The 16,941-nt window shown below is 41.8% G+C and carries 12 protein-coding genes and 1 pseudogene; 8 read left to right on the top strand and 5 right to left on the bottom strand.

Features of this window, described 5'->3' with window-relative positions; all coding sequences use genetic code 11:
- Positions 1 to 2: 2 nt before the first annotated feature.
- Positions 3 to 1,125 (top strand): annotated as a pseudogene (locus tag NG55_RS15945) (type VI immunity family protein).
- A gap of 110 nt (positions 1,126 to 1,235) precedes the next feature.
- On the opposite strand, the gene NG55_RS15940 reads toward NG55_RS15945, so the two are convergent.
- Together NG55_RS15940 and yccS are read right to left on the bottom strand one after the other, a co-directional pair.
- Positions 1,236 to 1,817: a YcxB family protein gene (locus NG55_RS15940; protein ID WP_016541443.1), complete on the bottom strand. Its 582-nt coding sequence runs from the start codon at positions 1,815 to 1,817 to the stop codon at positions 1,236 to 1,238.
- Positions 1,818 to 1,922: 105 nt separating this feature from the next.
- A complete protein-coding gene (gene yccS, locus NG55_RS15935; RefSeq protein WP_016541442.1) occupies positions 1,923 to 4,097 on the bottom strand; it encodes a YccS family putative transporter in 2,175 nt (724 codons plus the stop codon).
- Positions 4,098 to 4,204: 107 nt separating this feature from the next.
- Between yccS and NG55_RS15930 the strand changes: the two genes are divergently transcribed.
- Complete coding sequence (locus tag NG55_RS15930) at positions 4,205 to 5,419, top strand: multidrug effflux MFS transporter (RefSeq protein WP_065343784.1); 1,215 nt, start codon at positions 4,205 to 4,207, stop codon at positions 5,417 to 5,419.
- Positions 5,420 to 5,441: 22 nt separating this feature from the next.
- On the opposite strand, the gene NG55_RS15925 is transcribed toward NG55_RS15930, so the two are convergent.
- Positions 5,442 to 6,146, bottom strand: coding sequence for a nitroreductase (locus NG55_RS15925; RefSeq protein WP_065343783.1), 705 nt, complete (start codon positions 6,144 to 6,146; stop codon positions 5,442 to 5,444).
- 424 nt (positions 6,147 to 6,570) lie between these two features.
- Here NG55_RS15925 and NG55_RS15920 point away from each other — a divergent pair, with 424 nt between their 5' ends.
- The 6 genes from NG55_RS15920 (at position 6,571) to NG55_RS15895 (ending at position 15,740) form a co-directional block, all read left to right on the top strand.
- A complete protein-coding gene (locus tag NG55_RS15920) occupies positions 6,571 to 7,920 on the top strand; it encodes a DcaP family trimeric outer membrane transporter (RefSeq protein WP_065343782.1) in 1,350 nt (449 codons plus the stop codon).
- 189 nt (positions 7,921 to 8,109) lie between these two features.
- Positions 8,110 to 9,345: a sodium/glutamate symporter gene (gltS, locus tag NG55_RS15915; RefSeq protein ID WP_004652335.1), complete on the top strand. Its 1,236-nt coding sequence runs from the start codon at positions 8,110 to 8,112 to the stop codon at positions 9,343 to 9,345.
- A 94-nt stretch (positions 9,346 to 9,439) separates the two neighbouring features.
- On the top strand, positions 9,440 to 10,921 hold the full coding sequence (locus tag NG55_RS15910; protein ID WP_065343781.1) for an alanine/glycine:cation symporter family protein: 1,482 nt from the start codon (positions 9,440 to 9,442) through the stop codon (positions 10,919 to 10,921).
- Between the two features lie 158 nt (positions 10,922 to 11,079).
- Complete coding sequence (locus NG55_RS15905) at positions 11,080 to 12,060, top strand: patatin-like phospholipase family protein (RefSeq protein WP_065343780.1); 981 nt, start codon at positions 11,080 to 11,082, stop codon at positions 12,058 to 12,060.
- A 227-nt stretch (positions 12,061 to 12,287) separates the two neighbouring features.
- Positions 12,288 to 13,481, top strand: coding sequence for a peptide antibiotic transporter SbmA (gene sbmA / locus NG55_RS15900; RefSeq protein WP_065343779.1), 1,194 nt, complete (start codon positions 12,288 to 12,290; stop codon positions 13,479 to 13,481).
- A gap of 207 nt (positions 13,482 to 13,688) precedes the next feature.
- Positions 13,689 to 15,740 (top strand): M13 family metallopeptidase, encoded by a 2,052-nt coding sequence (locus NG55_RS15895; RefSeq protein ID WP_065343778.1) that lies wholly within the window; start codon positions 13,689 to 13,691, stop codon positions 15,738 to 15,740.
- Positions 15,741 to 15,788: 48 nt separating this feature from the next.
- Here NG55_RS15895 and NG55_RS15890 read toward each other — a convergent pair whose 3' ends face one another.
- The gene (locus NG55_RS15890; protein ID WP_005322602.1) at positions 15,789 to 16,304 is read right to left on the bottom strand and encodes a chromate transporter; all 516 of its coding nucleotides are present in this window, start codon (positions 16,302 to 16,304) and stop codon (positions 15,789 to 15,791) included.
- On the bottom strand, positions 16,301 to 16,873 hold the full coding sequence (locus tag NG55_RS15885; RefSeq protein WP_004652328.1) for a chromate transporter: 573 nt from the start codon (positions 16,871 to 16,873) through the stop codon (positions 16,301 to 16,303). The genes NG55_RS15890 and NG55_RS15885 overlap by 4 nt, the downstream gene beginning before the upstream one ends.
- Positions 16,874 to 16,941: the final 68 nt, after the last annotated feature.

The following is a 16,941-nucleotide window of genomic DNA, read 5'->3' as shown; positions in this document are numbered from 1 at the left end:
CTTTGCATTTTAAAAATCAAGAAGACTATAAAGTTTGGGCTGACCAACAGGAAAAAGGCGCAATTGGTGGAGGTATTTTCACTCCCCAAGGTCCAGAAGATTATGTTGGGGCTATTCCTGCCATTCGGGCTGTGCTTTATTTTAAAGAAGGCTATAGCGATGAAATGCGTGAAGCGATTGCCCAATGTTTTGATGATTATCTAGGTTTTGCTAAGCAACATCTCACCTGGTTTTGGCAAGAAGAGCCACCCAAAGGCGCAGGAGGTGACTGTATACAATTCGACAAATCAAGATCCATAAGAGAGGTATTTCAGTTTTATAGTCAAATGAGTCCATATAATTTTTTATATACCAGTGGTAAAGAGAAGTATGAGACGGGAGCATGGGAGTTTTATATAGGGGGCATAAGCAAATGGCAAAGTAAAATGGATATTCATCAAAGTACTCTAACTCTAACCTTCTCTAACCTTTGCCATGCCGATTGAATGGGTAGAAGAGCACAGTAAGGCATTTATTGAACTGTTTTTGAATTGTGCTCGCCGTTTAAAAGCTCATCATGGCTATGCCGGTTATGCTTGTTTAATTTCTAGAATTCGTAGTGATAAAAATGAACCAACAGAAGCTTTCTTTTCAAGAAAAATGTGGGCAATGGATATTGGTAACCCTTATCTAGAATCAGATAATTTAATTCACGGCATTAAAACTGTAAATTGGTTAACTGCGATTAACACGGAATGGTTTAATCAAATTCGTGAAGAAAAAGCCTTAAATAGTGAGTTACCAATGAGCTGGTTTATTGGGTACGATTATGGGGCTGGCATCGTGATTCAAGCAGGCAATCTCCCTTTAAGTGGTTCTGACGAAGTTGACCCTCTGCCTGCACCTTATGTCTTACTCAATCGTATTCTGAAGCCATTACGAGCCGAAAGGATACAGACGCTGCATAGAGGCAATTACGATACAGAAGAAATACCTCTGCTTAAAGGTTATCGAGCCGAAGCATGGATGAAACGTTTTGACATTAAAGATGATCAGAAGCTTGAGTATTTTGGCAAGCTACAATCTGAGCCAAAGCTAAACTCGAGGCATGCATTCTTAGATCGGCGCATAGACTGGAATAACTAGCCGATGCATTTTAAAAATAAATAAAATAACGACCTTATCCTTAAATTTTTCTTTTATTCATCCAGTAAAAAACCTCCCATCAAGGGAGGTTTTGGATCAATCTTTAAGGTTTAGATTGATTTGGCTGCGCCAACTGTTTCATTCAAATGTCTACGTATGGTATTGAACGAGAAATTCTTTGAGTCCATACGTTTTGGCAAAATATAGGCACCTTGTTGTTCTTCACCTTTTGCTTTTACTTTGAAGTTCACCAAAATAAAGTCAGGAGAGCTATACCATTCGTAAATGTCTTTCCAACCAATGGTTGCAGTACCTTCTTGCAGGCCCATTTTTTGGCGCATCACAATACCGTGAGGTTGTACACCTAAACGTAGACCTTTAATTTCCTGTACAGGGAATTCAGTCATCTTGCGTTTAACGTACCATTCCAGACCAAAACGTTTGATCAAATAGAACAGCACCACACTCACAATCACCACCCAACAAATCACGGTTGAGTAGGTTGAATAATATTTAATAAGTCCTGCAGCAACCAATGAAAGCACAACCAGTGCAATCATAATCATCCATGCTTTGCGGCTGAATTTGTTGGTACTACGCCAAATCATCAGTTGAGCTTGACGTTGTTCAGCTTCAGAAACTTCGTAAGGAACAGGTTGTAGCGTATAAGCGTATAGCGTTTTGGCGGTCATAGTATAAAAAATGAGTATATAACTGGGTTTAGTTTAACATCTATTGGCATGCAAAGATATTATGCCAATGGCGAACATCGGTGGCGATTGCATTCACAACAGCCTTTAAAGTGAAGCAAATTCGGTACCATCTTCATTCGGTTCATGGCTCAGACTTTGTTTCAACATACTTAAGCGTGTTAATACACTCAGCATGAGCGAAAGTTGCTGCAAAATAATCAGCGATTTCGGGTCGTTGTCATCATTGCGGCCCAAGCGTTCACGAATGGTTTGCATTAGATTTTGTGCTGATAAATCAGGGACTTCATCTCTGAGCAAGGCACCTTGAATATCATCCAAAGCTTGATCGAGTAAGCTCAGCACTTCCTGATCTTGAATTTGTTCACGATGTGCCCCCAAGGCTGCGATATAACTTAAAAAGGTATGGCTGAGACATAAAAATTCAAAAGCCAAACTTTTTCGGTTCACATCAATGTTGGGTTCAGTTGCAATGGTTGAAATCAATGAAGCGACTTCTGCATCGGTATTGTGCGCAGCGCGTCGAACCACTCGGTAGTTCAAGGCATTGTTACGGCCCTGATGATATTGTTCCACCACCTCGGCCAGATATTTACATTGCGCCTGTAAGGAGCGTTGAATTGAGCGGGGCAATCTACGGAACTTCCAGTCTGGCCAGATAAAGCTAACCCCAAACCATGCCAAAGCACAGCCAATCACGGTATCAATAAAACGGGGTAAACCTGCTGCGAATGCAGAGCCATCTAGGTTAAAGTTGATTAAGGCGAGAATGGTAATAAAGGCAGTGGCTTGTGCATATTGTTTACTGCGCAGTTCCAGAAATAGGACACCACTCAGGATCAGCATGACCAATTGACCTTCGATTGAAGGAATAAAATAGATAATCGCTAAACCCACAATAATCCCGATCAGGGTTCCGATGATACGTAGATATAAACGTCGCTTGGTGGCGTTGAAGTTGGGTTGGCAGACAAACAATGCCGTTAATAAAATCCAGTAACCATAAGCAATATTGGTCATCTGGATAAACAGATAACCAATAAAGAGGACGATGGATAAACGCACGGCATGACGGAAGAGTACCGATTCAGGTGTGAGGTGCTGTTTCACCCGAACCATGATGTCATTCCAGCCTTTGAGATCATCATCTTTGAGCTGACTTTCTGCATGTTCCGCATCGATCTTTTGCAGATTCCGTTCGGTCTCTAGGTTCTGTAATTGCGCATCAATTGACTTCAGGTTTTGATAGAGCGCAAATAAGGCATTTACCCGCACCTGATCATAATGTCCGTCTTCACGCAATTTTTCTAAGGACAGCCTTAAATTTTCAAAACTGTGTTTAAAGCGCTTGTTATGCACATAACGGGTACGGCTTAAAATGGATTGTGCCAAGTCCTGACAGGCTTTGCCTTGAATAGATAAAATCCGTTGAAAGCGGAATAAGATATCGCTGTGCTGAAAGACCTTTGCCAGCTTTTGATAATCGATATGGGCTGAGTCCGCGCGTTCATGAATATCTTGAGCCACAAAATAATATTGCAGACTGCGCCGAGTATCTTTTTGTCCTCGGTCGCCCTTCAAACGAGTCAATAACGACATACGGAGGTCATTGAAGATCCCCACCAATTTGCCATTTTCCAAGGCGATATCAATCATGCTTTGTTGATAGCTTGAAGGCGTCATGTCCACATCAAATAGATTTGACTTAGCAAATAAAAAGCTACCGAGGGCTGAATAGGAAGCTGAAAGTTGATCCTGAACTTTTCGGACAGGGAAAAGCAGAAAGCTAATGGTAGAGAGCAAGCCATACCAAGCTGCACCTGCGACTAAAAGTGCAGGCTGAATATACCATTGATCAAATAAATGCACGCCCAACATGGTGTAGACAGATGTTACTAAGCAACCATAAGCGATGGTGGCATAACGGCGACCCAAAGAACCCAATAAGATCCAGCCGATACATGACGCAATGAGCCCAATGGCAAAGGCAACTGGGTAGGGGAATAACAATTGAACTGAAGCAGCAGTAATAAAGAAACCAATATAGGTATAGATCAGGTTCTGGATACGTACAGAAAAACGGTCGTCGATATCACTGATCGCGGCTGCAACTACACCTAAAGTCAGTGGAATAGTAGCTAATTGAAAATTTAAAAGGTAGGGAACAAAAGCAGTCCCAGTAAAGGCAATGAGCATGCGCACGTTATACATCAACGTGGTGTTATAGGTTGTTTGTTTTAAACGTCCGAACCAAGGATTCAAGGGGTGTCCTTCTTGTATTCTACAATCGATTTTATCATTCTTATTATGCACAAATTCATGGAGGATGCTAAGCTTAGAATCCAGATATAGATGAAAAGTAGCGTATTATGCAGACAGAGCAAACCAATCAGCGTCAATATTCAACAGCATGGATTTTGTTGCTTGCTTTGTTAACCGCATTAGGGCCGCTATCGATTGATATGTACTTACCTGCACTGCCGCAAATGGCAGATGAGTTTGGGGTCAGTACACAAATGGTGGCCAATACCTTACCTGCGTATTTCTTGGGACTGGCGATTGGTCAGTTGATCTATGGCCCAGTCAGTGATCGGATTGGACGAAAAAAGCCTTTATATTTTGGTTTGGCCTTGTATGCAATTGCCAGTTTGGCCTGCGTATTTGCGACCAATGAGTGGGCCTTGATCGCCGCACGTATTTTTCAGGCCTTGGGTGGTTGTGTAGGTGTGGTGATGGCACGGGCAACCATTCGTGACCGTCTGGATATGCAGGGTTCTGCACAAGCATTTTCCAGCATGATGATTGTGATGGGGCTGGCTCCGATTCTTGCGCCCATTTTTGGGGCATGGATTCTGAATTTCTTCCCTTGGCAAGCAATTTTTATCACTTTATCGATGATTGGCGTAATGTGCTGGCTTTGTGTGCATTTCTTCTTTAAAGAATCACTTCCCGCTGAGCGCCGTTTAAAATTATCAGCCTATCAAGTCAGTACGCTGTATGGGGCAATTTTAAAAGATGAAAGTTTCCGTGTGCCGATGTTTGCAGGTTGTCTAACTGGGGCAGCCTTATTCTGCTACATCAGCTCGGCTTCAGAAGTGTTTATGGGGCAATATGGATTGTCGCAACAGCATTTTTCTTATGCCTTTGCCTTAAATGCCGCTGGGATCATGTTGATGTCTTCGCTGAATAAACATTTGAATACTCGCATGGGAATTTTTCAACGCCTACGTTTGGGTGGTTTAATCCAATGTTTTGGGGCATTGATTGTGCTGACTGCTGGATTGATGGTGGATGCACCGCTATTACTGCTAATGTCAGGTTTATTCTTGGTGGTATCAGGAATTGGTTTAACAGGGCCGAATGCCATGGCTTTGGCGATGTCTCAGCAAGGCGCACGTGCAGGTACGGCCAGTGCCATCATGGGCAGTATGCAGTTTGCTTGTGGTTTACTGGCAGGGATTATTTTGAATTTCTTGGTGTGGAAGGCATCTCTAAACATGGGCATCATGATGCTTTTATTTACCAGTGCTGGTTTTTTTGCCATTTTAAAAGTTGGAAAACAGCAAAGCAGTCTCTCAGCTTAGAGAAACTGCTTTGTTTAAAGGTCTAGTCTAAAAACACCGTAAAGTTTTCAACGGGTTCACGCGGTGTAATAAAGGTATTCACAATATGCTCAGGGTCAGCATGACCTAAAGCCACTGCACAGACCAGTTCTTCATCTTCTGGTGCGCCCAAAATATCCAGCACGATTGGATGAAAATGATTCCATGCCGCCTGTGGACATGTGTCTAAGCCACGCGCTTTAGCAGCCACCATGACATTTTGAATCATCATGGCAATATCCATTTTTGAACCGATGCCCATAACTTTATTGACGGTAAAATATAGGGCCACGGGTGCATCAAACAATTGGAAGTTACGCAATTGCTGCGCTGCCATTTTTTCTTTTTCACCTTTTTGAATGCCTAATAAGCCATACAGTCCCCAACCATTGGCACGACGACGATCAATAAACGGTGAAATCCACGTTGCAGGATAATAGGCAAAGGTTTCTTGATATTGCACTGCCAGTTCTGGTTTTTGTAATAGTTCAATCTGTGCGGCACAGACACGGTCTATCATCTCTGCGCGTTTTTGCCCTGTCACCACATAAACTTTCCATGGCTGGACATTAGTCCCTGAAGGTGCGCGACTGGCAACCGCTAAAATATCTTTAATGGTTTGCGTCTCAATCGGGGTGTCTAAAAATGCACGGACTGAATGGCGAGATGTAATCGCTTCATCTACATAGCGGACCTGTTCCGTGTTCATAAAAACTCCTGATCATGTTGGTTTTGTCGTATCCGCAGACTATAAATCAATAAATAAACTTTAGTGATGATTTTCACGGAAAAATTTAATTGAGTATAAAAAGTGACCGCTAAAAAGAAAGAATTAATGTGTCTTGTTACTCATTTTTAAAGTTTTGTGCAGTTTGTGTGAAAAAGAAAACTATTAGTAACATAATGAAATCGAAAAATTATTTTTTTATTGTCATGAAAATGGGTAAAACTCCTTAAATAAAAAGTACACACAATATCCGAAATTTATGCATAATACGCCCTTTTTAAAAATTGATTAGGCTTTCCTTACTGATTGGGTGAGGGGGAATTTTCTATTTACAGATGTATTGAATTTATCCAATTTTACATCTGTGGGAAATGTTGAAATATACACCATATACAAGGAGCTTCTCATGAGTTTATCTCTCATCCGTAAGCCGTTTATCATGCAAGGTTTAGCACTTACAGTTGCAGCCTTAATGATGAACAACACGCATGCTGCTACTGAGCAAGAACAGATTCAGCAACTTCGTGATGAAGTGAAGGAATTAAAAGCGTTATTACAGCAATATGTTCCCCAAGCAAAACAACAAAATGACCTTGCTCAAGTAAAGGAACATTCTAATTTTAAGGAAACACATCCAGATCACCCTGCAAATGCAGCGGTTGCACCTGCGGTTCCAAAGAAATCACAATTGGTGTTTAACACTGCTTCTGGCGCAGAAGTTAAATTACATGGTTTCTTGCGTGGCGATGCTTCTTATCAAGCCAAAGGTGGTGACGGGATCTTTAACCGTATCAATAAAGTGGATTTAGAAGGCGCTGAAAAGAACAGTGATCGTTTCTATAGCACGGCAACGGTTACGCGTTTAGGGCTGGATTTTAAAGCGCCTGTGGAAGGCGCAGAAGTCGGCGGTAAACTGGAAGTTGACTTCCGTGGTGGTAGCAGCAATGACACCATTCGTATCCGTCATGCTTATTTAACCTTTAATGATTGGTTATTTGGTCAAACCACTTCGACTTTCTTGGCAACAGATTTACAGCCAGAAATGCTAGATTTCAACTCACCACTGGGTATTGGTACTTACCGTACACCAATGGTTCGTTATAGTGGTGCATTTAATCCGAATACACATTATTTCGTTGCCTTAGAAAAAGGCAATGATGATAACCGTGCACCTGCGTTAACTTCAAAATTAAAATATGATTTTGCTGAAGGTCAGGGTACAAGTTCTGCACGTGTGTTACTTACTGAAGCCCGCAGTAAAGCTGCCTATAACAATGACAAACAGCTCAGTGCTGATGATTCAGAATTAGGCTGGGGTGTTGCGCTTGGTGCGAAATATAAGTTCAGCGATGCTTTACAGGCGATGATTGATTACTCGCATGTCAAAGGTGACAGCAAATTCTTGTTGTATACCAACAATGCTTACAACGTAAACCCGAATAATTTGGGTTTAAACCTAAATGAGTTTGATGCGTTGACGCTCGGTGCGACATATCAAATTAATCCTAAATTACGTAGCACGTTGGCTTATGGCGCCATGTTTGCTGATGATAGCAATGACTTTGCTAAACAAGCGGTGATTGCAAAAGATGCTGCACAGAACAAAACCTTGCAACAAGGTTGGTGGAATATCATGTATTCACCAGTCACACCGATTACGTTTGGTCTAGAGTATGTCTACGGCGAACGTAAAACCTTTGATGGACAAAAAGGTAAGGATAATCGTGTAGGGGCCATGGCTCGCTATAACTTCTAAGCCATCTATCCTGTAGGTGTAAATCATCCGTGAAAACTGATCAACTGAACAGACCTCAGTTCTTGCTTAGAACTGTATGCTTTTTATTAAGTTGATTGAGTTTTCACTCATTTTGAGAGTTACTATTTTATGCGTTTCAATGTGGTGAAAAAACCATCGCTAGAACGAATAAAATAAACGGAAGAAGATATGGAATTTACTTTTAATGGTTTCTATACCCTAATTTCGGCGGTCATCGTCTTGTTATTAGGACGTTTGCTCGTTAATAAAATTGACTTCTTAAAACGCTATAACATTCCTGAGCCAGTCGCTGGTGGTTTGGTTGCAGCGGTACTTTCACTACTTGTACACTCACTTTGGGGTTACAGTATTGTTTTTAGTAGTGAATTACAAACCAGTTTCATGTTGATCTTCTTCGCTTCGATTGGCTTAAGTGCGAACTTCATGAAGTTGAAAGAAGGCGGTATTGGTTTAGTGATCTTCTTGGTCTGTGTCGCATCCTTTATTGTGGTACAGAACGCTGTGGGTATGAGCCTTGCGACGATGCTGGGCATTGATCCTTTAGTGGGTTTGATTGCAGGTTCAATCACATTGACTGGTGGTCATGGTACCGCAGGTGCGTGGGGTGAAATTCTTGAGACTCAGCATGGGATTCAAGGTGCGTTGGCTTTAGGTATGGCGAGTGCAACTTTCGGTCTGATTATCGGTGGTATTATCGGTGGTCCATTGGCGAAGTTGTTAATTAACCGTTATAGCCTTGCTCAAGCACAGACCCCAGCTGAAATCAAAAATCGCGATACGCATTTAGATCAACATCCTGACGAGCTTGCACCATTTGAAAATCCACATCAGGTTCGTTTAATTACGGCTGATAATGCGATTACCACGTTGGGTATGTTTGCCGCATGTTTGGCGTTTGCAGAATTCATGACAGGTTTCAGTAAGGGCACTTGGTTCGAGTTACCAACATTCGTTTGGGCGCTTGGCGGGGGAGTGATCTTACGTAATGTCTTAGAAAGCGTATTAAAAGTAGATATCTTTGACCGTGCAATTGATGTGTTTGGTAATGCATCATTATCACTTTATCTTGCAATGGCATTGCTTTCACTGAAATTATGGCAGTTGGCTGATTTGGCTGGCCCGCTGGTCGTTATTTTAGGTGCGCAAACCATTACCATGGCATTATATGCTGCATTTATTACCTTCCGCGTTATGGGTAAAAACTATGATGCAGCGGTATTGGCGGCAGGTCACTGTGGTTTTGGTATGGGGGCGACACCAACTGCGGTTGCAAACATGCAAGCGATTACCAATATGTATGGACCATCTCATAAAGCCTTCTTGATTGTTCCGCTTTGTGGTGCGTTCTTCGTCGATTTAATTAACGCAACAGTAATTCAATTAATTTTGAAATTCTTTGCCTAAGTCGGATCAAAAGCCCCAAGCGGGGCTTTTTTGATTCATCCATTGTTATCGTATATGTACGGATGTACATAAAATAGTTAAAAGCGAATAAGTGATGAATGAAAAATTAAATGACACCCTGATGGCTTGGGTAAGTTTTTTCAATGATCCTTTATGGGACTTCCTCGTTGTTTTCCTGCTTGCGGTTGGTATTTTCTATACTGTTGCAACAAAAGCAGTGCAGATTCGAATGTTCTTCCACAGTATCAAGGTGATGAAGGGCAGTCGTACTAAAGGTGAAGAGAAAGATTCACATGGATTGACGCCATTCCAAGCATTTGTAACGGGTTTAGCCAGTCGTGTTGGGGTCGGTAACATTGCGGGTGTAGCCATTGCCATTGCAATTGGTGGTCCGGGTGCGGTGTTCTGGATGTGGTTTACTGCATTATTGGGGATGAGCTCGGCTTTTATTGAGTCTTCGCTTGCGCAGCTCTTTAAGGTACGAGATAGCAATAGTAAGCAGTTTCGGGGTGGACCAGCCTACTATATTACCCAAGGCTTACGCAGTAAAACTTTTGGTGTGATCTTCGCGCTGGCCTTGATCTTTACCTATGGTTTCGTATTCAACTCAGTTCAAATCAATGCGATTGCCAATGCATCTTCACATGCTTGGGGTTGGGACAAAGCCAATCTGGTAGCACACTTAGGTGGTGTTGATCTAGAAATTTCATGGGTAGGCCTTGCACTGGTTGTTATGGTTGCCTTGGCAATTTTTGGTGGTATCAAACGTATCGCCAAATTCGCAGAAATGTTTGTCCCACTCAAAGCTGGTCTCTACCTTGCAGTGGCGATGTATATTGCCATCAGCAACTATGAACTGCTACCTGGTATCTTTAAACTGATCTTCACTGAAGCATTCCAGTTTAATGCTGCAGCTGGCGGTTTCTTTGGCGCCATGATTTCGATGGCGATGATGCAAGGGATCAAGCGTGGTTTGTTCTCTAACGAAGCGGGTATGGGTTCTGCACCAAACGCTGCCGCAGCATCGGATGTGAAACACCCTGTGAACCAAGGCTTGGTGCAAATGCTTGGTGTATTCGTTGATACGTTCATTGTGTGTACCAGTACTGCGATCATTATCTTGGTGTCAGGTGTTTATCACGATGCGGGCTTTGTCGGGGTAGAGCTGACACAGCGTGCCTTAGAGACTCAAGTCGGACATTGGGGGGCTGACTTCCTAGCAGTGCTGTTGTTCTTATTCTGTTATTCCGCTGTACTTGGTAACTATGCCTATGCAGAAAGTAATGTGCAGTTTATCAATAACAATCCGAAAGTGATGTTCATCTTCCGAATCTTTGTATTGGTGATGGTGTACTTCGGCGCGATTGGCAGTGTTCCATTGGTTTGGTCAATGGCAGACTTGTTTATGGGGATCATGGCGACGATTAACTTGATCGCAATCTTATTGTTAACCCCTATGGCACGGACTCTGTTAAAAGACTATACCTCTCAGTTGAAGCGCGGCATTAAAGAGCCTGAGTTTAAGATTGATAACTATCCAGAATTAAAGAAAAAAGTTGATTCTGATATTTGGTAATACAGTCAAAGCAAAACTAAAATCATAAAAAAGCTCCTTTCGAGGAGCTTTTTTTTTATGTCTTTTTGATGACAAATACAAAAAATTGCTACAGTTTTTAGATGTGCTAAACGCTAAAATTCGGATCTGAGATATGGTTAATATGGCAATCGCGGCGTATGAAACAGCTTAAATTATGGATGTTGGGTCTTTCAATGGCAATTTTGGCTGGTTGCCAAAGTACCTCACATTTAAAACCTGTCATTGAAGATGCCCAAGCTCAAGCTGTAAGCCAACCCTTTAATGCCATCAAACAGCAGCAAAAGCGTCCTGTGATTGCATTGGTGTTGGGCAGTGGTGGCGCGCGTGGTTATGCCCATATTGGTGTGATTGAAGTCTTAGAGCAGCAAGGCATTCGTCCAGATTTTATTGTGGGGACCAGTGCAGGCAGTATTGTTGGTTCAATCTATGCCAGTGGTAAAAGTCCTGCCGAATTACGCGATATTGCGTTAAAACTCAAAGCCAATGATGTGCGCGAAGTCAATGTCAGTCTAAAGGGCTTTTTTGACGGTAAAAAAGTGGAAGACTATATCAATGAGCAAGTGCATAACCTGCCATTAGAAAAGATGAAAATCCCAATGTATGTGGTGGCAACTGAATTAAAAGATGGCACCCGAACCGTCTTTAATTATGGTAATACCGGGCAGGCAGTGCGGGCTTCTGCATCCATTCCAAGTATGTTTGTACCGACTAAAATTCATGATGTTGAGTATGTTGATGGTGGTTTAGTCAGCCCTGTACCTGTGCAGGTTGCACGTGAACTGGGTGCAGATGTGGTCATCGCCGTGGATATCTTGGCTCAGCCGATTCATACTGAAACCAGTAATGTCTGGGGTTTGTTCAATCAGAATATCAATATCATGCAAGGGCGTTTGGCCGAAGAGGAACTTAAAGAAGCAGATATTGTGATTCAACCTGACTTGCGTGAAAAAGCACATATCTTTGATGTCAAAGGTCGAGAAATGACCATGCAGGCAGGTGTAGATGCTGCTAATGAAAAACTCGCCGAAATTCAATGGGCAATTCAAAGCAAGAGCTTCCCAACGCCAAGCGAGCAACAGGATATTGCCTTAAAAATGAGTACTTCAGCGCCACGCTAAGCCTTTATTTTATGAGCCTTGTAATGGACTTAAGTACTTGAGTCCATTTACTAAACTTATGTTCGGGCAAAAACAAATTGTAAATCATCTACAAAAAGCTATTAAAAAGGCGAAAAAACAGGTAAATAACTACAAATCATCAAACTTTCTTATCAGACAGTTTTAAGTTTCAGGTCATAGGATGGCTTGTTCAAATAACTCGCTACATAACAAGGATTGTTAAACAGATGTTTAAGTCTTTCTTTCCGAACCCGCGTTTGTTTTTTATTTCCGTCATCGTATGGTTATCCCTCAATATGTTGCTGTGGTACACCGGTGGTCATAGCTGGGGTGAATATCTAGGTTTTGCCAAAGGTTATGCCAATGCAGAGTTGCCAATTGGTGTTAGTCGCTTCTGGGCACCTTCTTCGCTTTGGTTCTATTCTTGGTTTATTACCGCAACAGCACTATTTGCTGGTTTTTGGCGGATATTTTCAGCCAATAAATGGCAACCTTGGTCGATTTGGGGATCCGCCTTTATCATCTTTAATATCTGGTTTGCCGTACAAGCGAATGTTGCGATTAATGCATGGTATGTACCATTTTGGGATTTAGTCCAAAGTATGCTCTCTGCAAAAGGAGGGAATATTATGGATCTTTATAATGAATTGACGGTTTTTTTATGGATTGCTATGGTGTATGTGACCTTGGCAACGATCAATGTATTCTTTACTAGCCATTATGTTTTCCGTTGGCGTACAGCGATGAATGAATATTATGTCGAGAATTGGGAAAAATTGAGACATATCGAAGGTGCTTCACAACGTGTGCAAGAAGATACTATGCGTTTTGCAACGATTGTTGAGGACTTGGGTGTAGAGTTTATTAAAGCGATTATGACGCTTATTGCATTTTTACCATTACTTTTTATCTTATCAAATCATGTACCTGCATTACCTATTTTTGGCGAGGTTAAATATTCATTAGTATGGGCTGCTGTGTTATGGGCGGTCTTTGGTACCATACTTTTAATGGTTGTTGGGATAAAATTGCCAGGTCTACAATTTAATAATCAGAAAGTCGAGGCTGCTTACCGTAAAGAGTTGGTTTATGGTGAAGATCATATTGAATATGCTCAGCCCGCCAAGTTAAAAGAGCTATTTGCTCAAGTAAGAAAAAACTATTTCCGCCTATACTTCCATTATTCTTATTTTAATTTGACCGCAAACTGGTATGGACAACTTGATATTTTATATAAGCTAGTCGTGTTATTCCCATCTATTTCGGCAGGTTTGTTAACCCTTGGTTTATTTCAACAGATCTCGAATGTTTTTAGTAATGTTCGAGATTCTTTCCAATATCTGATTAGTTCATGGAAAACTATCATCGAGTTGCTATCGATTCATAAGCGTCTTAAAGCGTTTGAAAAAATATTAGATTAGTTTGAACAGTTTAGATTAAGAAAGCCTTGGTTCGATGCTAAGGCTTTTTTATTGGCTTAAATTGTGGTTTTTATGTGAAAAGTGAATATATATTACAACGAAAATGACTTTATTTGATCAAAGTACTTCACTATAGTCGCTTGATAAAATTAATGATCTTTCATTTCTCTCTTGTATCGCTTAAAACCTAAATAAATAGGATAAATCATGAAACCTATATTGCTCAAAAGTGCATTGGCGCTTGCACTGACTGCCTTTACTGTAACTGTATGGGCAGATCAAGCAATTCAATCCTCCCCAACACAAAAAATTTCAGGTATAGACCAACAATATATTGATCAAAGCGTGTCTGCCAATGATGACTTTTATAACTATGTGAATGGCACATGGTTAAAAGAGACTGAGATTCCCGCAGATAAATCACGTTGGGGCGCATTCAACGAATTACATGAGCTATCGACCAATCAGTTGCATACTATTGTTGAAGCGCTGAGTACAAAAAAATGGGCAACAGGAACGGTTGAACAAAAAGTTGCAAGCCTGTATGCCAGCTTTATGGATGAAAAAACAATTGAAATGCAAGGAATTACACCATTAACGCAAGAATTGGTAGGTGTGGATGCGATTCAAAATAAACAAGAGCTTGCTCAATTAATGGGGCATTTCTCACGTATCGGGGTTAGAACGCCGTTTGATATCAGTATTGATCAAGATATGAAACGCTCTGATGTGATGATTGCAGGTCTGGCACAGCGTCGTTTGGGTTTACCAGATCGGGATTATTATTTAAAAGATGATCCGAAGTTTGTCGAAACTCGCGCCAAATATCTGAAACATATTGAGCGGATGCTGCAACTGTCTGGTGATCAGCAAGCGGCACAGCATGCACAAGACATACTCAAGCTCGAAACAGAACTTGCCAAGATTCAGTGGAGTAATGTTCAAAATCGTGATTTATCCAAGCGTTACAATATTTACCCGCTTAAAGATTTGAATCAGTTAAGTCGTAACTTTGATTGGGATACTTATCTGAAGGCGGTTGGCGTCAAAGACAAAATTCAGACTATTCAGGTGCATCAATTAAGCTATTTCAAAGCACTTGATCCAGTCATCAATAAAACGCCTTTAAATGTATGGAAAGCGTATTTTAAATGGAACTTGATCAGTAATTTTTCACCCTTCTTAAACAAGGCTTTTGTGGATGAAAGTTTTGAATTTTACGGCAAAACCTTGCGTGATGTTGCAGAACAAGAAGTGCGCTGGAAGCGTGGTGTACAAACCGTGAATGCAGTATTGGGCGATGGTCTGGGTAAAATCTATGTGGAGAAACATTTTTCTGCGGATAAAAAACAGCGTATGGATGCCTTGGTGCAGAATCTGATTCAAGCCTATGATCAAAGCATTAGCCAATTGGACTGGATGAGTCCTGCAACCAAAGTGCAGGCTAAAAATAAATTAGCCAGCTTATCGATTAAAGTCGGCTATCCAAACAAATGGCGTGATTATTCTGCACTTGAAGTCAAAGACGGAGATTTGGTTGGCAATGTAATTCGTGCCAGAGAGTTTGAGCATCAAGACAGTTTGGATAAGTTAGGCAAACCTGTGGATCGTGATGAGTGGTTTATGACCCCTCAAACCGTGAATGCCTATTACAATCCATCCTCCAATGAAATTGTCTTTCCTGCTGCAATCTTGCAACCGCCATTCTTTAATATCGATGCTGATGATGCAGTGAACTATGGTGGAATTGGCAGTGTGATCGGGCATGAGATCAGTCATGGTTTTGATGATCAGGGCAGCCAGTTTGATGAATTGGGCAATATGCGTAATTGGTGGACCAAACAAGATCATCAGAAGTTTAAAGCCAAAACACAAGCTTTGGTTGCACAATACAATGCCTATGAGCCGATTGCAGGCTATCACGTCAATGGTGAACTGACCTTGGGTGAAAATATTGCTGATAACTCGGGTCTATCGATTGCTTATAAAGCCTATCAAATTTCGTTAGCAGGGAAGACTGCGCCTGTGATCGAGGGACGTACGGGTGAGCAGCGTTTTTATATGGGCTGGGCGCAAGTTTGGCGTGCCAAAACCCGTCAAGCACAAGCAATTGTGTATTTAAAAACTGATCCGCACGCACCAGATAAAGTTCGTGCCAATGGTGCTTTAGTCAATCAAGCGCCGTTCTATGATGCTTTCAAGATTAAAGCGGGAGATAAAATGTATTTAGCGCCTGAAAAACGAGTCAGTATCTGGTAATTCGAGATTCAATAAAAAACCTGCATTCAGCAGGTTTTTTTTGCCCTTTTAAAGGAAGGCGATTCCAAGCCCTGCTCCTGCGGCCATGACCCAAAGCGGATGAATCTTTTTAAACATGCCGAGAATCGCTGTCAAAATCACGATGATGACCAAGAGCAGATTTTGTGCAGAAGCATCGGCAATCAACCATGCACTGACCAGAACCAAACCCACGGTAATCGGTTTCAACGCTTTTTCAAAACGTGCCCGTAATGGATTGGCTTTAAAGCGTTCCCAGAATTTCAGTGCATAAATGGTGATGATTGAAGATGGACCGAACTTCGCCAACGACGTCACCAATAAACCTGCTGGACCTGCGACATGCCAACCGACCAAAGGCACAATCATCATATTGGGTCCAGGGGCAGCCTGAGCCATGGCAAACAGCGAACTAAACTGTTCTGCGCTCATCCATTGATGCACCGTTACCACTTGGTGCTGCATTTCAGGCAGGATGGCATTACCACCCCCAAAAGCCAGTAGCGAAAGCTGAGTAAAAACGACAGCAAGAGTAACTAAGATCATGATTTTTTTACTCCTAGAACCAGCATATTAATGCCCAGTAGAATCGCTAAAGTCAGTGCCAACGGCAGCTTGATCCAGATCATAAACACGAAAGTCAGGCCAATGGTGAAAATGGTCAGATAGCTTTTTAAAATTGGCTTGAGCATCTTAAATCCTGTCGCAAATAGCAAGCCTGCGGCGGCAGCGGCCAAACCTTGAATCATGTGTTTGACTGCGGGGAGGTACTGGAAATGCTCATAGACCTGATAGATGATCAGTACAATTGCAGTCGGGGCAGAGATTAAACCGAGGACTGAGCTGATCGCACCTTTCACGCCTTGGAATTCCATACCAATGGCAACGGCCATATTGATGATGTTACCGCCCGGTAATAGTTGGCACACGCCAAGTAAGTCGGTAAATTTGCCAGCATCAATCCATTTATGTTCTTCAACGATAATGCGATGTGCCAGTGGCAGCACGCCACCAAAACCCATCAATCCCAATTTCATAAATCCCGTAAAAAGTGCCTTACAATCAGGAGCAGTCGCTAGTGGTTCACTCTCTATTGATAGGGCTTGGGCTTTCATTGGACTACCTTTCTGTTCAACCTTGTGAGCTATAGCATGAAAGATTTGTGGTATATTCACAAATGCTA

The sequence above is a fragment of the Acinetobacter gyllenbergii genome (assembly GCF_001682515.1).
GTDB classification, from domain to species: domain Bacteria; phylum Pseudomonadota; class Gammaproteobacteria; order Pseudomonadales; family Moraxellaceae; genus Acinetobacter; species Acinetobacter gyllenbergii.
Note: the sequence above shows the minus strand (reverse complement) of the source record. Positions and strands in the feature narration are given on the sequence as shown.